The 19,773-nt window shown below is 72.5% G+C and carries 17 protein-coding genes, 2 tRNA genes and 1 pseudogene; 12 read left to right on the top strand and 8 right to left on the bottom strand.

What is annotated here, in order from left to right; genetic code table 11:
• The first annotated feature begins 46 nt into the window (after positions 1-46).
• Positions 47-1,135 carry a YlbL family protein gene (locus tag R2D22_RS12515; RefSeq protein ID WP_318103172.1) on the top strand — a complete coding sequence of 363 codons (1,089 nt, stop codon included), beginning with the start codon at positions 47-49 and terminating at the stop codon, positions 1,133-1,135.
• A 48-nt stretch (positions 1,136-1,183) separates the two neighbouring features.
• On the opposite strand, the gene R2D22_RS12510 is transcribed toward R2D22_RS12515, so the two are convergent.
• On the bottom strand, positions 1,184-1,741 hold the full coding sequence (locus R2D22_RS12510; protein WP_318103171.1) for a PPA1309 family protein: 558 nt from the start codon (positions 1,739-1,741) through the stop codon (positions 1,184-1,186).
• Between the two features lie 168 nt (positions 1,742-1,909).
• On the opposite strand from R2D22_RS12510, the gene R2D22_RS12505 reads away from it, so the two are divergent.
• The 4 genes from R2D22_RS12505 to R2D22_RS12490 all read left to right on the top strand — a co-directional run bounded on the left by R2D22_RS12505 (position 1,910) and on the right by R2D22_RS12490 (position 7,339).
• Positions 1,910-4,861 carry a UPF0182 family membrane protein gene (locus tag R2D22_RS12505; RefSeq protein ID WP_318109738.1) on the top strand — a complete coding sequence of 984 codons (2,952 nt, stop codon included), beginning with the start codon at positions 1,910-1,912 and terminating at the stop codon, positions 4,859-4,861.
• Positions 4,862-4,902: 41 nt separating this feature from the next.
• A tRNA-Met gene (locus R2D22_RS12500) sits at positions 4,903-4,976 on the top strand.
• A 215-nt stretch (positions 4,977-5,191) separates the two neighbouring features.
• On the top strand, positions 5,192-7,219 hold the full coding sequence (locus R2D22_RS12495; RefSeq protein WP_318103170.1) for a tetratricopeptide repeat protein: 2,028 nt from the start codon (positions 5,192-5,194) through the stop codon (positions 7,217-7,219).
• A gap of 46 nt (positions 7,220-7,265) precedes the next feature.
• Positions 7,266-7,339 (top strand) — tRNA-Met (locus R2D22_RS12490).
• 115 nt (positions 7,340-7,454) lie between these two features.
• On the opposite strand, the gene R2D22_RS12485 is transcribed toward R2D22_RS12490, so the two are convergent.
• The 3 genes from R2D22_RS12485 to hisN form a co-directional block, all read right to left on the bottom strand.
• On the bottom strand, positions 7,455-7,871 hold the full coding sequence (locus R2D22_RS12485; RefSeq protein WP_318103169.1) for a Fur family transcriptional regulator: 417 nt from the start codon (positions 7,869-7,871) through the stop codon (positions 7,455-7,457).
• A 15-nt stretch (positions 7,872-7,886) separates the two neighbouring features.
• Entirely contained in the window at positions 7,887-8,291 is a 405-nt protein-coding gene (locus tag R2D22_RS12480; RefSeq protein ID WP_318103168.1) for a CBS domain-containing protein, read from the bottom strand.
• 211 nt (positions 8,292-8,502) lie between these two features.
• Positions 8,503-9,300 carry a histidinol-phosphatase gene (gene hisN, locus R2D22_RS12475; RefSeq protein ID WP_318103167.1) on the bottom strand — a complete coding sequence of 266 codons (798 nt, stop codon included), beginning with the start codon at positions 9,298-9,300 and terminating at the stop codon, positions 8,503-8,505.
• Between the two features lie 106 nt (positions 9,301-9,406).
• Between hisN and R2D22_RS12470 the strand changes: the two genes are divergently transcribed.
• Positions 9,407-10,033: a TetR/AcrR family transcriptional regulator gene (locus R2D22_RS12470; RefSeq protein WP_318103166.1), complete on the top strand. Its 627-nt coding sequence runs from the start codon at positions 9,407-9,409 to the stop codon at positions 10,031-10,033.
• On the opposite strand, the gene R2D22_RS12465 is transcribed toward R2D22_RS12470, so the two are convergent.
• The 4 genes from R2D22_RS12465 to R2D22_RS12450 form a co-directional block, all read right to left on the bottom strand.
• On the bottom strand, positions 9,999-10,322 hold the full coding sequence (locus R2D22_RS12465) for a DMT family transporter (protein WP_318103165.1): 324 nt from the start codon (positions 10,320-10,322) through the stop codon (positions 9,999-10,001). The two genes, R2D22_RS12470 and R2D22_RS12465, sit on opposite strands and share 35 nt — an antisense overlap.
• A 93-nt stretch (positions 10,323-10,415) precedes the next feature.
• Positions 10,416-11,429: a ribosome small subunit-dependent GTPase A gene (gene rsgA, locus R2D22_RS12460; RefSeq protein WP_318103164.1), complete on the bottom strand. Its 1,014-nt coding sequence runs from the start codon at positions 11,427-11,429 to the stop codon at positions 10,416-10,418.
• Positions 11,430-11,433: 4 nt separating this feature from the next.
• Complete coding sequence (gene aroA / locus R2D22_RS12455) at positions 11,434-12,762, bottom strand: 3-phosphoshikimate 1-carboxyvinyltransferase (RefSeq protein WP_318103163.1); 1,329 nt, start codon at positions 12,760-12,762, stop codon at positions 11,434-11,436.
• Positions 12,763-12,836: 74 nt separating this feature from the next.
• Positions 12,837-13,550 carry a M50 family metallopeptidase gene (locus tag R2D22_RS12450; RefSeq protein ID WP_318103162.1) on the bottom strand — a complete coding sequence of 238 codons (714 nt, stop codon included), beginning with the start codon at positions 13,548-13,550 and terminating at the stop codon, positions 12,837-12,839.
• A gap of 51 nt (positions 13,551-13,601) precedes the next feature.
• Between R2D22_RS12450 and R2D22_RS12445 the strand changes: the two genes are divergently transcribed.
• The 6 genes and pseudogenes from R2D22_RS12445 to R2D22_RS12420 all read left to right on the top strand — a co-directional run bounded on the left by R2D22_RS12445 (position 13,602) and on the right by R2D22_RS12420 (position 19,697).
• The gene (locus R2D22_RS12445; RefSeq protein WP_318103161.1) at positions 13,602-14,417 is read left to right on the top strand and encodes an SOS response-associated peptidase; all 816 of its coding nucleotides are present in this window, start codon (positions 13,602-13,604) and stop codon (positions 14,415-14,417) included.
• A gap of 48 nt (positions 14,418-14,465) precedes the next feature.
• Positions 14,466-15,134, top strand: coding sequence for an alpha/beta hydrolase family protein (locus tag R2D22_RS12440; RefSeq protein ID WP_318103160.1), 669 nt, complete (start codon positions 14,466-14,468; stop codon positions 15,132-15,134).
• A 206-nt stretch (positions 15,135-15,340) separates the two neighbouring features.
• Positions 15,341-15,997, top strand: a complete 657-nt coding sequence (locus tag R2D22_RS12435; RefSeq protein WP_318109737.1) for a sigma-70 family RNA polymerase sigma factor — start codon at positions 15,341-15,343, stop codon at positions 15,995-15,997.
• Positions 15,994-16,296, top strand: coding sequence for a mycothiol system anti-sigma-R factor (gene rsrA, locus R2D22_RS12430; RefSeq protein WP_318103159.1), 303 nt, complete (start codon positions 15,994-15,996; stop codon positions 16,294-16,296). The genes R2D22_RS12435 and rsrA overlap by 4 nt, the downstream gene beginning before the upstream one ends.
• 162 nt (positions 16,297-16,458) lie before the next feature.
• Positions 16,459-17,847: pseudogene (locus R2D22_RS12425) on the top strand (HD-GYP domain-containing protein); the annotation flags it as partial.
• A 563-nt stretch (positions 17,848-18,410) separates the two neighbouring features.
• Complete coding sequence (locus R2D22_RS12420; RefSeq protein ID WP_411977013.1) at positions 18,411-19,697, top strand: HD-GYP domain-containing protein; 1,287 nt, start codon at positions 18,411-18,413, stop codon at positions 19,695-19,697.
• Positions 19,698-19,773 lie beyond the last annotated feature (76 nt).

Raw genomic sequence — 19,773 nt, 5'->3', positions numbered from 1 at the left:
ACCGCCCGGGCAGTGCACTCACAGGTCGGTCCCGTACTGTCGTTCCATGCCACGCCGCACTGCGACGATGCTCGCCTCCACCCTGGTCCTGATCTCGCTGCTCTGTGTGGGCGTCATCCTTCCGGTGCCGTACTCGGAGATGAGCCCCGGTCCCACGGTCAACACCCTGGGCGAGGCGGACGGCGAGCCGGTGCTGCAGATCTCCGGCCACCAGACCTACCCCACCACCGGGCACCTCAATATGACGACGGTGCGCGTCACCGGTGCGGACTACCGGATGAACCTGGTCGAGGCCGTCTACGGCTGGCTGGCCCACGACAACGTGGTCGTCCCGCACGACACGCTCTACCCGGACGGCAAGACCGAGGAGGAGTCGAGCCAGGAGAACGCCGAGGAGTTCAGCCAGTCGCAGGAGAGCGCCAAGGTCGCGGCGCTCACCGAGCTGAACATCCCGGTGACCTCCCGGGTCGTCGTCGCCACCGTGGTGAAGGGCAGCCCCGCCGAGGGCGCGCTGCACGCCGGCGACGTGATCCGCTCCGTCGACGGGACGCCGGTGAAGGAGCCCGGGGACGTGGCCGAGCTGGTCACCCGGCGCAAGCCGGGCCAGAAGGTCGAGTTCACGATCGTCCCCGCGAAGGAGGCCGCCGCGGCGGAGAAGGCCCGCAAGGAGCCGACCGTCACCCGGAAGATCGTCATCACCACGGCCAAGGCGCAGGACGACGACCGGGCGATCGTCGGCATCCAGGCCGGCACCGACCACGTCTTCCCGTTCACCATCGACATCAAGCTGGCGGACATCGGCGGCCCCAGCGCCGGACTGATGTTCGCGCTGGGCATCGTCGACAAGCTCACCCCGGGCAGCCTCACCGACGGGAAGTTCATCGCGGGCACCGGCACCATCGACGACAAGGGCAAGGTCGGCCCGATCGGCGGCATCGAGATGAAGCTCGTCGGCGCCCGGAACGCCGGCGCCCGGTACTTCCTCACGCCGGCCGAGAACTGCGCCTCCGCCGCGGCGGACACCCCGGACGGCCTCACCCTCATCAAGGTGGACACCATCGACGACGCGACGAAGTCCCTGGAGAAGCTCCGCAAGGGTGAGACCAAGGGCCTGCCCGCCTGCGCCAAGGGCTGACCGCCGAGCGCGGACCCCAAGGGCAGGCAGGGACGGGCCCCACGGCCGTCAGGACTCGAAGGTGGCGGCCAGCGCCTCGGCGAGCCCCGGCACCAGGTCGGCGCCGGTCAGCACCTCGGTCGGGGAGTCCTTCGCGCGCAGCCGCACCGCGGACTCGCGCGCGCCGTCCCGCAGCACGGCGACCGTCATCCGGACCTCCTGCCGGTCGGGGTGCCCGGCGACCCACTTGGCGAGCTGCTTCTCGCTCAGCCCCTCCGGCACCGACGCCTCCGCCGAAGGCGGCAGCATCAGCCGCTCCACGGTCAGGGCGCAGCCGGCCACCGCGTCGGGCCAGGCGATCGTGCCGAGGAACTCGTCCAGGGCCTTCCCGGCGGGCAGCTTGTCCTGCTCGATCGGGGTGAACTGGGCGGCGGCCTCGTCGCCGTCGAGGCCGAGCTGGGAGGCGAGGCCGGGCTCCCGGGCACGCAGCCGGGCGGTGTCGACGAGCGCGAAGAGACGGGCCGGCTGGTCCCAGCCGAGACCGGAGGCGTACTCGTCGATCTCGAGCACCGCGCGGGTGAGGGGGCTCGCGGCCATCGGGGGACCGGAGGGGGAAACGTTGGACATGCACAACATCCTCCCTCCTTTCGCCCCCGAGACGGGAACTAGGTAAAGCCTCAGTAAGTTGCATCAGTGGGCTCTACGATCGCGGGGCCTGCTCATCGACGCATCGGACGACGCGTCGATGGACGCATCAGACGCATCAACAACGAGGGGCGCACGTTGGCTTTCCAGATGCCGGACCGCGGCGGTGGCCCGTCCGGGCCAAGGATCAGAGTCGGCCGGCCCTCCCGGCGGGCCCGCACCCTGCTCATGACACTGGGCGTGCTGGCCGTCCTGGCCATGGCGTTCGTCATGTTCGCCGGGTTCTGGACGGACTGGCTCTGGTACCGGTCGGTCCAGTACTCGTCCGTCTTCACCACCACGCTGTGGACCAAGATCGGCCTGTTCGCGGTCTTCGGTCTGCTGATGGGCCTGGCCGTCGGGTTCAACATCTGGCTGGCGCACCGGCTGCGGCCCCCGCTGAGCGCGATGTCGCTGGAGCAGCAGAGCCTCGACCGGTACCGCATGGGCATCGCCCCGTTCAAGAAGTGGGTGCTGCTCGCGATCACCGCCCTGGTCGGGCTGATCGCCGGCGCGTCCGCGTCCGGTCAGTGGCGCACCTGGCTCATGTGGGTCAACGGCGTGTCGTTCGGCCAGAAGGACCCCCAGTTCGACCTGGACGTGTCGTTCTACGCCTTCGACCTGCCCTGGTACCGCTTCCTGCTGGCGTTCGGCTTCGCCGCCACCGTGCTCTCGCTGATCGCCGCCGCGCTGACGCACTACCTGTACGGCGGACTGCGGATCACCAGCCCCGGGGCCCGCGCCACGGCCGCAGCCACCGGCCATCTGTCGGTGCTGCTGGGCGTCTTCGTCTCCCTGAAGGCCGTGGCGTACTGGCTCGACCGGTACGGCCTCGCCGTGAAGTCCAGCGACTTCAAGGCGACGGGCAACTGGACCGGCCTGCGCTACGTCGACGCGAACGCCTACCTGCCGGCCAAGACGATCCTGTTCTGCATCGCCGTCATCTGCGCCGTGCTGTTCTTCGCCACCCTGTGGCGGCGCACCTGGCAGCTGCCGGTCATCGGCTTCGGCCTGATGGTCCTCTCGGCGATCCTGATCGGCGGCCTGTACCCGGCGATCGTGCAGAAGTTCCAGGTCCAGCCGAACGAGCAGGCCAAGGAAGCGCCGTACATCAAGAAGAACATCGACGCGACGCGCAAGGCCTACGCCATCGACTCGACGACACCGGAGAACTACTCCGGCAAGTCCACGGTCAAGGCCAAGGACAAGCTGCGCGCCGACGCCGACACGGCCGCCAGCTACCGGCTGATCGACCCGAACATCGTCTCGCCGACGTTCCAGCAGCTGGAGCAGAAGCGGAAGTACTACCAGTTCCCGACCACCCTGGACGTGGACCGCTACAAGGGCCAGGACACCGTCGTCGGCCTGCGTGAGCTCAACATCCGCGGCATCCCGAAGCGGAACTGGATCAACGACCACTTCACCTACACCCACGGCTACGGCGCGATCATGGCCGCGGGCACGGCGACGGACGCGAACGGCTCCCCGGTGTTCACCGAGGCCGGTCTGCCGACCACCGGTCAGCTCCCGGAGTACCAGCAGAAGATCTACTACGGCGAGAAGACCGACCAGTACTCCATCGTGGGCGGCCCGCAGAAGGAGCTGGACTACGAGGACAACGGCGAGAAGACCACCAGCTACCAGGGCAAGAGCGGGGTCAACCTCTCCAACACGTTCAACCGCGCCGCCTACGCGGTCGCGTTCAGCGAGCCGCAGATCCTCTACTCGGGAGCGATCGGCGACGGCTCGCGGATCCTGTACAACCGCACGCCCAAGGAGCGCGTCGAGGCGGTCGCCCCGTGGCTGACCATCGACGGCGACGCCTACCCGGCGGTCGTCGACGGCAAGATCCAGTGGATCGTCGACGCGTACACGACCACCAACGGCTACCCGTACGCCTCGCGCACCACGCTGGGCGAGACGACGGCCGACGCGCTGACCGTGGGCAACCAGCAGCGCGCGGTGGTGGCCCAGCAGAACCAGGTCAACTACATCCGCAACTCGGTGAAGGCGACCGTCGACGCGTACGACGGCACGGTCAAGCTCTACCAGTGGGACACCAAGGACCCCGTCCTCAAGACCTGGATGAAGGCCTTCCCCGGCACCGTGGAGAAGCGTGAGGCGATCAAGCCGAGCCTGCTCCAGCACCTGCGCTACCCGCAGGACATGTTCAAGGTCCAGCGCGAGCTGCTGACCCGCTACCACGTCAAGGACCCCGCGCAGTTCTACAGCGGCTCCGACGCGTGGCAGGTGCCGGACGACCCGACCAACAAGGACGGCAACGCGGTCCCGCCGTACTACCTGAGCATGAAGATGCCCGGGGACAAGGCGCAGAAGTTCTCGCTGACCACGACCTTCACGCCGAACGGGCGGCCCAACCTGGGCGGCTTCATGGCGGTCGACGCGGACGCGACGAGCAAGGAGTACGGCCGCATAAGGCTGCTGAGAGTCACCTCCGAGGTCCCCGGACCCGAGCAGGTGCAGAACAAGCTCAACGGTCTGCCGTCCGTGGCCCAGTTCGTGCGGGACATGAAGGGCGCCGACTCCGACATCCAGTACGGCAACCTGCTCACCGTGCCGCTCGACGGCGGGTTCCTGTACGTGGAGCCGGTGTACGCCCAGGGCCGCAACGCGCACTACCCGCTGCTGAAGAAGGTCGCGGTGTCGTACGTGGACGCGGACCAGCCGAACGGCGACACGACCAAGGACACCACGGTGTTCGAGGACACCCTCGCCAAGGCGCTGAACGCCGTGTTCGGAGTGGAGGGCGCCACCCCGCCGACCACGCCGCCCGGCACCAACCCGCCGCCGCCCCCGGCGACCAACGACGCCGCGCTGAAGCAGGCCATCGCCGACGCGCAGAAGGCGTACGAGGACGCCCAGGCCGCGCTGGCGAAGCCGGACTGGACGGCGTACGGCAAGGCGCAGCAGGACCTCGAGGCGGCGCTGCAGAAGGCCGCCGACGCGAGCGCCAAGCTCCAGTCGGACCAGAAGGCCGGCACCAAGCCGGGCGCCGGCGGCGCCACGCCGACGCCGAAGCCGAGCACCTCGCCGAGCGGTTGATCGACCCCACCCCGCGTCGTGATACGGTGGTGACACAACGACGCGGGGTGGAGCAGCTCGGTAGCTCGCTGGGCTCATAACCCAGAGGTCGCAGGTTCAAATCCTGTCCCCGCTACTGAAGAAGAGGGCCCGGATCCATATGGATCCGGGCCCTCTTCATGTGCGGATCCTGTGTCGAACCCGACACCCGGGCCCGAAGCGCGGTACACGTGGGGCGAGTTGGGGTGAGTCGTGTTTGACTTATCTCTCTGTGGGCATGTCGACAAAACGCTGAAGTGACCTCACTGGCTGCGATATACCAGGTGTACGCGGGTTGCGGGTGGTGCGACGATGGTATTTATGGGGGACAGGGCAACTCTGTTGGAGACAGGGCGGTTTGTACAGCGGCGCGTGACCAGTGCCGTTTCGGACACCGCGGACATGGACACGGCCGAGCCGGTGGCGGCCGTGGAGGAGGCCGTGCCGGGCGTCGAGGCCGTCGAGTACACGGACACCGCCGAGACCGAGGCGCGCCACCGGCGTGCCGCCGAGAGCGGGGACACCGCCTCGATGAGCGTCCTGGGCGCGCTGCTGCTGCGCCGCGGCGACCTCGACGGCGCCGAGCCGTACCTGCGCGGCGCCACCGCGGAGGGCGACCGGGCCGCCGCCAACAACCTCGGCGTCCTGCTGCACCAGCGCGGCTACGCCGACGAGGCCGCCGGCTGGTGGCGGATCGCCGCCGTCGCAGGCTCCGCCGCCGCCGCGCACGCCCTCGGCCGCCACCACCGCGAGCGCGGCGACGAGCCCGCCGCCGAGTACTGGCTGCGCCAGTCCGCCGAGCAGGGCCACGCCCTGGGCGCGTACGCCCTGGCCGACCTCCTCGAGCACCGCAGCGACGTCGGCGCCGAGCGCTGGCTGCGGGTCGCCGCCGAGCAGGGTCACCGCGAGGCCGCGTACCGGCTCGCCCGCGCCCTCGACAAGCGTGCCGCGGAGAGCGCCGGCCACCCCGTGACCGACGGCCCGGCCCGCCGCCGCCCGCGCGACGCCTCCGCGTACGCCACTGGCACCGGCCGCTCCGCCCGCGAGGCGCTCGTCTACGAGACGGGCGCCCGCCTCCGCGCGGCCCGCGAAGGCGACCCCGCCCCGGAGGGCGCCGCCGAGCCCGGCGGCGCGCTCGCCGAGGCCGAGCAGTGGTACCGCCAGGCCGCCGCGCGCGGACACCGGCGCGCCGCGCTGCACCTGGGCGCGATCCTGGAGAGGCGTGGTGAGCTCAAGGAGGCCGGCCGCTGGTACCTGAACTCCGCCAAGGACGGCGAGCCCAAGGCGGCCTGCGCGCTGGGGTTCCTGCTGCGCGACGCCGGCGACGAGGAGAGCGCCGCCGTGTGGTGGCTGCGCGCCGCCCAGGACGGCGACGGCAACGCCGCCAACGCGCTCGGCGCGCTGCACGCCGCCCGCGGCGAGCAGCAGACCGCCGAGCGCTGGTACCGCGCCGCCATGGACGCGGGCGACGTGAACGGGGCGTACAACCTCGGGCTGCTCTGTGCCGCCCAGGAGCGCATCCCGCAGGCCGAGCAGTGGTACCGGCGCGCCGCGTACGCCGGTCACCGCGAGGCCGCGAACGCGCTCGCCGTACTCCTGCTCCAGGCCGGCGACTCCAACGGAGCGGAGCCCTGGTTCTCCAAGGCCGCCGAGGCCGGCAGCGTGGACGCCGCCTTCAACCTGGGCATCATCCACGCCGGCCGGGACGACGACCGCGCCGCGCTGACCTGGTACGAGCGGGCCGCGGCCGCCGGGCACACCGAGGCCGCGCTCCAGGTCGGCATGGCCTGCCTGCGCGACGGCGACGAGCAGACCGCCGAGCGCCACCTGCGGTGCGCGGCGGGCGGCGGCAGCGCGGAGGCGGCGTACCGGCTCGCCACGGTCCTGGACGCCCGCCGCCCGGAGCCCGGCCCGCCGGCGCTCGGGGCGCCGCGCGCCGAGAAGACCGAGTGCGAGGAGTGGTACGAGCGCGCCGCAGAGCAGGGGCACCGCCGCGCCCAGGTGCGGGTCGGCATGCTGGCCGCCGCGCGCGGCGACGTCGCGGACGCCGCCCACTGGTACCGCGAGGCGGCCGAGGCGGGCAGCCGCAACGGCGCGTTCAACCTCGGGCTGCTGCTCGCCCGCGAGGGCAACGAGCGGGAGGCCGCTCTGTGGTGGACCCGCGCCGCGCACGCCGGGCACGGCCGCGCCGCGCTGCGGCTCGGGCTGCTCGCGGCGCGCCGCGGCGAGCTGACCGAGGGCCGCCGCTGGTGCGCCCGCGCGGTCGAGCTGGGTCCGGAAGAGGTGGCGGAGCGGGCCGCCCGGCTGAGCGAGGCGCTCCACCAGGAGCTCACCGCTTAAGCGATTTGCGCTGGTCGAAGGGGTGCCGTAGGGTTGTGTTCACCGACGCGGGGTGGAGCAGCTCGGTAGCTCGCTGGGCTCATAACCCAGAGGTCGCAGGTTCAAATCCTGTCCCCGCTACTACTGCCTTAATTGGCAAAGCGTGGCGAAGGCCCGGATCCAATGGATCCGGGCCTTCGTGCATGCAATGCGGCGGTACGAAGGAAGCCCCCGAAGGGGCTTCCGGCCCGGCCGCCTACGCGCTCGCGCAGTCCGGGCAGATGCCTCGGTACGTGACCTCGACGTTCGAGATCGTGAAACCGAAGCGCTCCGAGTCCGGCAGGTCGGCCAGCGGGTTGCCGGCCGGCTGCACGTCGCGGATCGCGCCGCAGCGCGCGCACACCAGGTGCTGGTGCGGGCGGTGTGCGTTCGGGTCGTAGCGCTTCGCACGGTGGTCCGTGGCGACTTCCATGACCTCGCCGAGCGAGACCATCTCGCCCAGCGTGTTGTACACGGTCGCCCGCGAGATCTCCGGCAGCTTCTGCACGGCGCGGGCGTGGACCTCGTCGGCGGTCAGGTGGACGTGGTCCCCGTCGAGGACTTCGGCCACGACACGCCGCTGCGCGGTCATCCGCCAGCCGCGGCCGCGCAGTCGTTCCAACAGGTCACTCATGGGGGCCAGCCTAACTCAGCGGGCCAGCGTCCCTTCGTGCCGGAGTGCGGGGGCCCAGCAGCGGATGATGTCGCGGACCGACACGATGCCCATGGGGCCGCCGTGGTCGTCCAGGACGATGAGATGGCGGAAGCCGCCGCGAGTCATGGCCTCCGCGGCCTCCTCGAGGGTCCAGCCGGGTGCGGCGAAGACGACGTCGGTGGTGGTGTGGGAGCCGGCGGTCTCGTGGTCGGGGTCCTGGTCGGAGCCGAGGGAAACGAGGATGTCGCGCTCGGTCAGAATGCCGATTCCGCTGTGGTCGGCGTCCATCACGACGGCCGCGCCGATACGGCGGGCCGCCATCAGTCGGGCGGCCTGTCGGAGGGTGTGGGTGGGGCCGATGGTCAGGATCACGGTGCTCATGGCGTCACGGACGAGCATGAAGGCAGCCACCTCCTCGGTGAACGGTCCCCGTTTCAACGAGAACCGATTCACAAGTTCACAAGTTGGGGGAGTCTTTACTGTGGCATCGAGGGGAGGGACCGACAAGAGGGCGCGCGCGGAGTACCCGGGGCGTGCGGAGGGCGCCACTCCGTCGGGACGGGGGAGGGAGGCGGCATGAGGCGCGCGCTCGATCGGCGCGCGCTCGCTCCTACTTCTGGTTCAGGTAACTCAGCAGTTCGCCGTGCAGCAGGCCGTTCGACGCCGCGGCGTTTCCGCTGTGGGGGCCGTGGCGGCCGTCGAGGCCGGTGAAGGTGCCACCCGCCTCCTGGACGACGATCGCCGTCGCCGCCATGTCCCACAGGGACAGCTCCGGCTCCGCGCAGATGTCCACCGCGCCCTCGGCCACCAGCATGTACGGCCAGAAGTCGCCGTACGCCCGGGTGCGCCAGCACGCACGGGTCAGGTCCAGGAAGCCGTCGAGCCGGCCCTGCTCCTCCCAGCCGCTCAGCGACGAGTACGCGAACGACGCGTCCGACAGCTCCGCCACCTTCGAGACCCCGATCCGGGTCGCCGACGACAGGCTCCGGCCGGTGTACGCGCCCAGGCCCTTCGCCGCCCACCACCGGCGGCCCAGCGCCGGTGCGGACACCACGCCCACCACCGGCTGGAACCCGGTCTCGCCGGCCTCCATCAGCGCGATCAGCGTCGCCCAGACGGGCACCCCGCGGACGTAGTTCTTCGTGCCGTCGATCGGGTCGATCACCCAGCGCCGGGGGCCCGAGCCCTCCACGCCGTACTCCTCGCCGAGCACCGCGTCGCGGGGCCGTGCGCGCTGGAGCTGGCCGCGGATCAGTTCCTCGGCGGCCTTGTCCGCCTCGCTCACCGGCGTCATGTCCGGCTTGGTCTCGACCTCCAGGTCGAGCGCCTTGAACCGGTCCATGGTGGCGGCGTCCGCGGCGTCCGCGAGGACATGGGCGAGACGCAGATCGTCGTGGTAATCGGCCATGTTCGGAACTCTATCCTCCCTGCGAGCGGCGCTCAGCGGGGCCTCTTGACAGTGCGTGGTCGTCCGTCAACTCTGTGCGCAGGAGTGGCAAGGACGGGAGGCGACGATGCCCTCAGCGCGAGAAGCCTTGCTGAACGCCGCCCTGGCGGCCCTCGCCGGCCGGCCCTGGTCCGGGGTCCGAATGGTCGATGTCGCCGTCGCCGCGGGGGTGTCCCGCCAGACGCTCTACAACGAGTTCGGCAGCAAGGAGGGGCTGGCCCGCGCCCTGGTCCGGCGCGAGGCGGACGCGTACCTGCGCGGCGTCGAGCGCATCCTCACCGACCGGCCGCAGGGCCCGTACCGCCCCGCCTCCGATCGCCCCGCCCCCGACCGCCCCCTGCCGGAGCGGCTCGCCTCCGTCGCCGAGTGGATCGTCGCCGAGGCCGCCGACCGTCCGCTGCTGCGCGCCCTGCTCACCGGCAGTTGGAGCGAACGGCTCCCCGCGCCCCGCCCGGCCCGGCCCGGCGCGTTCGCCTCCGGGGTCCCCGCCCAGCGTCGGGCCGACGCCGGCACCCCCGCTCCTGCCGAACTGGTCGCGGCGACGCTGGCCCACGCGGACCCGCGCACCGCCCCGTCCTGCGAACTCGCGGTCCGGCTCGCGCTCTCCTACATCGTCGCGCCCGGCCCCCAGGCCGTCGGTCAGGTGGTGCGTGCCGTCCTCAGTGGGCGGAGCCCGACAGTTGGAGACCGATGACCCCGGCGATCACCAGCGAGATCGACACGATCTTGAGCGTCGAGACGACGTCCCCGAGGAAGATCATTCCGTAGATCGCCGTGCCCGCCGCGCCGATCCCCGTCCACACCGCGTACGCCGGGCCCACGTCCAGCTTCCGCAGGGCGAGGGTCAGCAGTCCGAAGCTGCCGAGCGCGAAGACGGCGAAGGCGATCGTCGGCCAGAGCCGGGTGAAGCCGTGCGAGAGCTTGAGGCACACCGCGAACCCCGTTTCGAGGAGCCCGGCGACCACCACCAGCAGCCACGCCATCGTCAGTGCCTCCTACGCCGTCGGTGACTGCTTCGTCGCACTCCGTGCGATTATGCACTTACCGAGGGGTACCGGCCCGGGACGTGCCCGACATCAGTCGCCCTCGCGTCGTTCCCGAGTGGCGAGCAGTCGCCGCAGCGAGTAGAGGCGGGCCGGGTCGGCGTGGCCCTCGGCCACGTACGCGTCCAGCGCGCAGTCCGGCTCGTCGTGGCTGCACGCGCGCGGGCAGTTCTCCGTCCCCGGTACGAGGTCGGGGAAGGCGAGGATCACCCGGGACGGGTCGACGTGGTTCAGGCCGAAGGAACGCACACCCGGTGTGTCGATGACCCAGCCGCCCTCCTCGTCGTTCAGCGGCAGGGCGAGCGCCGACGTGGTGGTGTGCCGGCCGCGGCCGGTCACCGCGTTGACCACACCCGTGGTCCGCCGCCGGTCGGCCGGGACCAGGGCGTTGACCAGCGTCGTCTTGCCGACACCGGAGTGCCCGACGAACGCGGTGGTCCGCCCCCTGAGGTGCTCGTGGACCCGCTGGGCCGCGACCCCGTCCACGAACTCGTCACGCGTGGTCACGACGTGCGGCACACCCAGCGCGCCGTACAGCTCCAGCAGTTCGTCCGGCGGGGCCAGGTCCGACTTGGTGAGGACGAGCAGCGGTTCGAGACCGCCGTCGTACGCGGCGACCAGACAGCGGTCGATCAGCCGGGGTCGGGGCTCGGGGTCGGCGAGCGCCGTGACGATCGCGAGCTGGTCGGCGTTGGCGACGACCACGCGCTCGAACGGGTCGTCGTCGTCGGCCGTCCGCCGCAGGACGGAGCGGCGCTCCCCGATGCGGACGATCCGGGCCAGCGTGTCCTTCTTGCCGGACAGGTCGCCGACCAGCTGGACCCGGTCCCCGACGACGGCGGCCTTGCGGCCCAGCTCACGGGCCTTCATCGCCATGACGACCCGGTCGTCGACCAGGCAGGTCAGCCGCCCGCGGTCCACCGTGAGGACCATGCCCTCCGCGGCGTCCTCATGCTTCGGACGGATGTTGGTCCGGGGCCGGTTGCCCTTGGGGTTGGGCCGTTGGCGGATGTCGTCCTCGTCGGTGTGCTTCCCGTAGCGCCGCATGTCGTCAGCCCTCGAGCATTTCGGTCCACATCCTGGGGAAGTCCGGCAAGGTCTTGGCGGTCGTCGCCACGTTCTCGATCTCCACGCCCTCCACCGCGAGGCCGATGATCGAGCCGGCCGTCGCCATCCGGTGGTCGTCGTACGTGTGGAAGACGCCGCCGTGCAGCGGGCGCGGCCGGATGCGCAGACCGTCCTCGGTCTCGGTGACGTCGCCGCCGAGCTCGTTGATCTCCTTGGTCAGCGCGGCCAGGCGGTCGGTCTCGTGCAGCCGCAGGTGGGCCACACCGCGCAGGGTGGACGGCGAGTCGGCGAGGGCGGCGACCGCGGCGATGCCCGGGGTCAGTTCACCGACCTCGCTCAGGTCCACGTCGATGCCGTGGATCCGGCCGGTGCCGGTGAAGGTCAGACCGCGCTCGGTCAGCTCGCAGGAACCGCCCATCTCGGTGAAGATCTCGCGCAGCGCGTCACCGGGCTGGGTGGTGCGGGACGGCCAGTCGGGCACGGTGACCCGGCCGCCGGTGACCAGTGCCGCGGCCAGGAACGGCTGGGCGTTGGACAGGTCGGGCTCCACGGTCAGGTCGCGGCCGAGCAGCGCGGACGGGGAGACCCGCCACACGTTCGGCTCGCCGCCGGTCTCGGGCTCGTCGACCTGGGCGCCGACCACGCGGAGCATGTCGACCGTCATCCGGATGTGCGGCATGGAGGGCAGCTTCGCCCCGACGTGCCGGACCTCGACGCCCTGGTTGAAGCGTGGCGCGGACAGCAGCAGCGCCGACACGAACTGGGACGAGGACGAGGCGTCGATCTGCACCCGGCCGCCGTCCAGCGCGCCCGCACCCTGCACGGTCATGGGCAGCGCGCCCCGGCCGCCGTCCTCGATCCGGGCCCCGAGCACGCGCAGCGCGTCGATCACGCCGTTCAGCGGGCGTTCGTGCGACCGCGGGTCGCCGTCGAACCGGACCGGGCCGTCCGCGAGCGCGGCGACCGGCGGGAGGAAGCGCATCACGGTGCCGGCGTTGCCGACGTCCACGGTCGCGTCGCCGCGCAGCGGCGCCGGGATGACCCGCCAGGCCTCGCCCGTACCGTCCGGGCCCACGCCCTCCTCGATGCGGACGCCCAGCGTGCGCAGGGCCTCCGCCATCAGCAGGGTGTCGCGGGAGCGCAGCGGGCGGCGCAGCCAGCCGGGCTCGGCGGCGAGGGCCGCGAGGACCAGGCCTCGGTTGGTGACCGACTTCGATCCGGGCACGGTGACCGTCGCGTCGACGGCTCCGCTCGCATACGGGGCGGGCCAGAGGTCGGGCTGCGGGTCGGTGGGCCGGGAGGAAGCGGTCATGCCCTCACTTTAGTGGGGGTGCGACGGAGCGGCCGCACGCCGACTACCGGTGGTCACCGGCCCTGACCGGCGTCCTACAGGCCCAGCATCCACCGGCCGCCGCCGATCAGCGAACACAGCGAGACCGTGTGGAAGAGGAGGAACCACATCGCCGGCGGCACATGGGTGAGTCGGGAGAGCTGGTCCGCGTCCGAGTCCGGGGCGCCGCCGTGCCGCCGCTTCGCCTGGAGCTCGAAGGCCGGCCGGACGCCGCCGAGGAGCAGGAACCAGACGACGGTGTACGCGAACGCCGACTGCACGGCCGGGTCCGTCAGCCAGGAGACCAGCAGGAACGCGGCGCCCGTGAGGACGACGGTGAGCACCCCGTACGCGTTGCGGATCATCACGAGCATGGCGAGCAGCAGGGCGGTGGCGAGCCAGAGGAGAAGGGTGATGTGGTGCTCGGTGAGCAGCCACGCGCCGCCGAGGCCGAGCAACGGCGGGGCGGTGTAGCCGGCCGCCGCGGTGAGGATCATGCCGATGCCGGTGGGCCGGCCGCGGCTGACGGTCAGGCCGCTGGTGTCCGAGTGCAGCCGGATGCCTTCGAGGCGGCGGCCTGTCACCAGGGCGATCAGGCCGTGGCCGCCCTCGTGCGCGATCGTGATGGCGTTGCGGGACAGCCGCCATATGGGGCGCGGCGCGACCACGAGCAGCGCGGCCACCGCGGTCGCGATCACGATCCACTGCGCGGGGGCGGCCTGCGTGCCGAAGACGTCGTCGAGGACGTCGTTGCCGAGGACATCGCTCATTTTGTGGATCGGCTCCTCGCGGGTGAATCGGATCGTGGCAGTGTGGCACGTATGTGCGGACGGTATGCAGCGAGTCGTAGGCCCGAGGATCTGGTCGGGGTCTTCGAGATCGAGAAGTGGGAGCCGGAGGAGACGCTGGCGCCCGACTGGAACGTGGCCCCCACGAAGGAGGTCTACGCGGTGTTGGAGCGTCCTTTGAAGGACGCCGAATCGCGGCGGCCGGTTCGCCAGCTGCGCGCGCTGAAGTGGGGCCTGGTCCCGTCCTGGGCGAAGAACCCCGACGGAGCGGCCCGCATGATCAACGCGCGGGCGGAGACGATCCACGAGAAGCCGTCGTTCCGGCGCGCGTTCTCGGCACGCCGCTGCATCCTGCCGGCCGACGGGTACTACGAGTGGGTCACCGGGGTCGAGGAGCGGGACCTGGAAGTCGAGGGGAAGAAGAAGCGGCCGCGCAAGCAGCCGTACTTCGTGACCCCGGCGGACGGGTCGGTCTTCGCGATGGCCGGTCTGTACGAGTTCTGGCGGGACCGGACGTTGCCGGACGACCATCCGTCGGCGTGGTGGGTGACGTGCTCCGTCGTCACGACGGAGGCGGAGACCGGGCCGCTCGGCGTCGCGCCGGCGGAGGGGCCGGGGTCGCTGGCGGACATCCACCCGCGGATGCCGCTGATGCTGACGCCGGACCGTTGGGACGCGTGGCTGGACCCGTCGCGCACCGACCCGGACGAGCTCCGCGGCCTGCTGGTGCCGCCCCCCGAGGGCCTGATGCGGGCCTACCCGGTCCCGACGGCGGTCAGCAACGTCCGCAACAACGGCCCCGAGCTGCTGACCGAACTGTCCGGCCCGGAGGTGGCCACGCTGTTCTGACCGCGGCTCCTCCCGCGGTACGCCGGCAGGGCGCGGCAGGATGGGCGCGTGACGGAGATCGAGACGGACATCGAGTCGGTGGAGACCGGGACCGGTGAGGCCCGGGTGCACTGGCACCGGGCGCCGAAGCCGCGGTGCGTGGTGGCCCTGTCGCACGGGGCCGGGGGCGGGATCGGGGCGCGGGATCTCGTCGCGCTGGCCGGCACGCTGCCCGCGGCCGGGGTGAGCGTGGCGCTGGTGGAGATGCCGTGGCGGGTCGCGGGCAAGAAGGTCGCGCCCGCGCCGAAGACCCTGGACGCCGGATGGCGGGACATCTGGCCCGTCCTCGCGAAGCCCGGGCTGCCCGTCGTCGCCGGCGGCCGCAGCGCCGGCGCGCGGGTCGCCTGCCGCACCGGCGCCGAACTCGGCGCCGTCGCCGTGCTCGCGCTCAGCTTCCCCCTGCACCCGCCCGGCCGCCCCGAGAAGTCCCGCGCCGACGAACTCCTCGGCGCCGGCCTGCCCACCCTCGTCGTGCAGGGCGGCAACGACCCGTTCGGGAAGCCGGACGAGTTTCCCGAGGGGGACCACCGGCTCGTCGAGGTGCCGTACGGCGACCACTCCTTCGCCGTCCCCAAGCGGGCCGGCCTGACCGAGTCCGAGGTCCTCGGCCGCATCACCGACGCCGTCGCCGAATGGATCGCGACCCCGGGAATGTTGAGTACGCGACCAGTGTTGTGACGGGCGTCGGTACAGAGAGTCAAGGAGAGGAAGTCCGTCGCATGGGTTCGACGATCTGCCCCCAGCGCACGCAGGCCGCTGACCTCGACTGGACGGTTCTGCCTGCGGCGAAGGTCGCCCCTATTCGGGCGGCGGGCGGAGCGGTTCCTCGTCTAAGCTCCGAATCGAGCGGGTCCGCATTCGGTCCCGCCAAGGCGCTGGAGGAGGTGGGTCCGGTCACTGGGACCGACACAGGGACCGACGACGGCCCCGAGGAGACGACCGAGGAGCGCAACGCGCGCTTCGAGCGGGACGCCCTCGGATTCCTCGACCAGATGTACTCCGCCGCACTGCGCATGACGCGCAATCCCGCGGACGCGGAGGACCTGGTGCAGGAGACGTACGCCAAGGCGTACGGATCCTTCCACCAGTTCCGCGAGGGTACGAACCTGAAGGCCTGGCTGTACCGGATCCTCACGAACACCTTCATCAACTCGTACCGCAAGAAGCAGCGCGAGCCGCAGCGCAGTGCCGCCGAGGAGATCGAGGACTGGCAGCTCGCGCGCGCCGAGTCGCACATGTCGACCGGTCTGCGGTCCGCCGAGTCGCAGGCGCTCGACCACCTGCCGGACTCCGACGTGAAGGAAGCGCTCCAGGCGATTCCCGAGGAGTTCCGCATCGCCGTCTATCTCGCGGACGTCGAGGGCTTTGCGTACAAGGAGATCGCGGACATCATGGGTACACCCATCGGTACGGTGATGTCCCGACTGCACCGGGGTCGCCGCCAGTTGCGCGGCATGCTCGAGGACTACGCTCGCGACCGCGGGCTGGTACCGGCGGGCGCCGGAGAGTCGTCGAACGATCGGAAAGGCTCGGGCTCATGAGCTGCGGAGAGCCGCACGAGACGGATTGCTCAGAGGTCCTGGATCATCTCTACGAGTTCCTCGACCACGAGATGCCCGACAGTGACTGCACCAAGTTCGAGGTGCACTTCGAGGAGTGCTCCCCGTGCCTGGAGAAGTACGGCCTCGAACAGGCCGTGAAGAAGCTCGTCAAGCGCTGCTGCGGCAGTGACGACGTGCCCACCGACCTGCGGGCCAAGGTGATGGGCCGGATCGACCTGATCCGCGCCGGCGAGGCCGTGCCCGACCACGACGTGACGGCCGCGCCGCAGGAGCAGTAGCCCCGGCCGTACGCACGAGTTACTGCGCATCGGGCCGCCGCGAAGTGATCGCGGCGGCCCGATGCGTACATCAGCTTGTATCACCCGATGGTGCGAATCGGCCGTCACCGGCCCTCGCGCCCGCGCCGACTCGCTAGCGTTTCCGGCGTGACGACCGGCGTGATGGGACTCCCGGCAGTGGCTCGCGGCTACCTCGCGGGCGCCGCCCTGTGCGCCGCCGCGCTGGCGGCGCCCGCGTTGCGCCCCTCCGCGCACACCGCCTGGACGACGGTCGCGCTGCTCGCCGCCCTGTACGCGTTCTGCGAGCTGCCCGCGCGCTGCCGGCTGCTCGGCCGGGTCCTCGGCGGCACGGTGCCGATGGGCGCGGGATCGTTCTTCCCCGTACTCCTCGCCGCCGCACTGCTGTTGCCGCCCGCCGCCGCCGCGCTCACCGCGCTGCCAGGCGCGCTCGCCGCCCGCGTCGAACAGCGGCCCGCCGGACCGCGCCGGGTGTGGCGCGCGGCGCAGCTCGCGGTCGCCGCGTGGGCCGCGTCGCGGACCGCGGAACTGCTCGGCGGCCCGGCCGCGCTGGTCCCAGCGCACTTCCCCCGGATCCTCTTCGTCGCGCTCGCGGCCGCGGTCGTGTTCAGCCTCGTCCTCACCGCGCTGGACGGCGGCATCCTCCTCACGGCGGAGGGGCGGCCGGTCCGCACCGCCTGGCGCGGGCTGCTCGGCCCCTCCCTCGCCCCGCACACTGTGCACGGCCTCGCCGGACTGATGATGGCGGTGCTGTGGCGGAGTACGTACGGGCCGGTCGCCGCGCTGTTCGTCCTCCTCCCGATGTACATCACCTGCTGGGTCTTCGCGCAGTACCACCGCGAGCGGGCCGCCCACCAGGCCACCATCCGGGCGCTGGTCCAGGCCGTCGACCTCAAGGACACGTACACCCGCGGGCACAGCGAACGCGTGGGCCGGGCCTCGGTGCTGATCGCCCGTGAGCTGGGCATGGCCGAGGACCGGGTGGAGATCCTGCGGTTCGCCGGGATCCTGCACGACGTCGGCAAGCTGGGCGTGCCCACCCGGGTCCTCCGCAAGGACGGGCCGCTGACCCCGGAGGAGCGCCGGATCATCGAACTCCATCCCGAGTACGGGCACGAGATCGTGCGCGGCATCGGGTTCCTCGGCGAGGCGCGCGCGGCGATCCTGCACCACCACGAGCGCATGGACGGCAGCGGCTACCCGTACGGGCTCTGCGGCGACGGGATCCCCGAGTACGCCCGGGTGGTGGCGGTCGCCGACGCCTTCGACGCGATGACGTCGACGCGTTCCTACAGCAGGGCGCGGCCGGTCGGCACGGCGCTGGCCGAGCTGCGGCGGTGCGCGGGCGCCCAGTTCGACCCCCGCATGGTCGACGCGCTCGCCGGCGCGCTGGACCGGCACGGCTGGGAGACGGCCGTCACGGCGGACGAGCCGCCCCACGCCGAAGCCGCCGTACCGGCGCAGGCGCCGGCCATGGCGGACCGAGGGGTGGCGGCTCCTCCGCAACCCGCAGGCCGGACGCCCGACGGCCCGGCACCGGACCGGCCGGCGCCGGCGGCGCTGCCGCGCGCACGGGCCACCGCAGCCGCACTACCGTCGCCGAGTCCACGACCGCGCGCCGCCGGCGCGGGCCCGGCCGACCCGCCCGGGACGCGTACGCCCGGTCCCGCCGAAACGCCGCTTCCGTCGCTCGCACCGGCCCCCGCCGACTCGCCTACCGCGCCGGGTGCCCTGCCTCGCACGCCTGCCCTCGGGCTGCCGCCCGGGTCCGGGACGCGTACGCCCGGTCCCGCCGGAGCGCCGCTTCCGGCCCCCGCCGACCCGCCCGCCGCGACGGGTGCCCTGCCCCGCACGCCTGCCCTCGCCCCGCCGCCCCGATCCGGGACGCGTACGCCCGGTCCCGCCGGAGCGCCGCTTCCGGCCCCCGCCGACCCGCCCGCCGCGACGGGTGCCCTGCCCCGCACGCCTGACCTCGCCCCGCCGCCCCGATCCGGGACGCCTGCGCACGGGCCCGCCGGAGCGGCACCGGCTCCCGCCGACTCGCCTGCCGGGTCCTCCCGTGCGCCCGCGTCCGCCCCGCGCCGGGCGGGCGGTCGGTGAGCGTCGGGGGTGCGACCGTGCGGGTCGTGCACGGAGCGGCGGCCGCGCTCACGCTCGCCGGGGTCGTCGGCACCCTCCGGTACGGGGTCCACGAGCCCGGCCACGCCCTCGCCTTCGGGGTCCTCATCGCGCTCGGCGAACTCGCCGGATGGCGTGCGCCGCCCCGCGCCGAGGGGCTCCCCGGGCCGGGGCAGCTGCGGGACCGGGAGCCCGCGCCGCTCGCCGCCGCCGGAGCGCTCGCGTACGCGTTGCTCGGCGAGAGCGCCGGGTACGACACCACCCACGGCGTCTCGCAGATCGTCGCCGTCGTCGTCGCCGGGAGCCTCGCCGGGGCCGTCCCGCACCTCGCCCGGGGCAGCGGACCCGGCCGCGACCACCTGGCCCGGCGGGTCCTCACCACCGGCTTCGCCGCGCTGTGCTTCCAGCCCCTCTACAACACCGGCCTGCTCGACCGGTACGTCGGACAGGGCGCCGCGCTCGCCCTGTTCCTGCTGCTCCTGCTCGTGCTGACCGCGCTCTGCGACGCCGTCCTCGCCGCGCTGCTGCTGCGCGCCCGGACCGGTACCGGGCCCCCGTTCGGGCCCGTCCTGGGCGACGAACTGCGCGGGCTCCTCGGCATCGGCTCCGCGGTCTGCGCGACCGGCGTCGTGATGTCCCTCGGGGTCGCCGCCGCCGGGCTGTGGGCGCTGCCCGTGTTCTGCGTGCCGCTGCTGCTCACCCAGGTCTCGTACCGGCGCTACGCGGCCGTGCGCGTCACCAACGGCCAGACCATCGCCTCCCTCGCCCGGGCCACCGAGATCGCCGGCTACACCCCGGTGGGGCATGCCCGCCGGGTCGCCGCCCTCAGCACCGCCGTCGGGCGCGAGCTGGGCCTGTCCGGTCCCGATCTGACCGTCCTGGAGTACGCCGCCCTGATGCACGACATCGGCCAGCTCTCCCTCGTCGACCCCGTCCCGGCCGGCGCGACCGCCGTGCTGCCCGCCGAGGAGCAGCGCCGGATCGCCCTGCTCGGAGGCGCCGTCGTCCGTCGCACGGGCGTGCGGGAGGCCGTCGCCCTGGTGGTGGAGCGGCAGGCCGACCCGTACCGGGAGCAGCCGCTGCCCGCCCGGATCGTCCGCACCGTCAACGCGTACGACGACCTCGCCGGCGGCGGCCCGGGCGGTGCGCTCGCCGCGCTGGAGCGGCTGCGGCTGGGGACCGCCCGCGACCACTGCCCCGAGGTCGTCGAGTCCCTCGCCCGGGTTCTCGCGAACGGCGGCGTCGCCCCTCGTCGGCCTGGGTAACCCATGGGTAATGAGCGCGCGTCCAACCGGGCATGGTTGGATGCGAACAAGAGGGTGAAGCGACCGGCAGGCGGGA

The sequence above is a fragment of the Streptomyces sp. HUAS YS2 genome, assembly GCF_033343995.1.
Taxonomy (GTDB): domain Bacteria; phylum Actinomycetota; class Actinomycetes; order Streptomycetales; family Streptomycetaceae; genus Streptomyces; species Streptomyces solicathayae.
The sequence above is the reverse complement of the archived record's forward strand: the minus strand, read 5'-3'. Positions and strand labels throughout refer to the sequence as shown.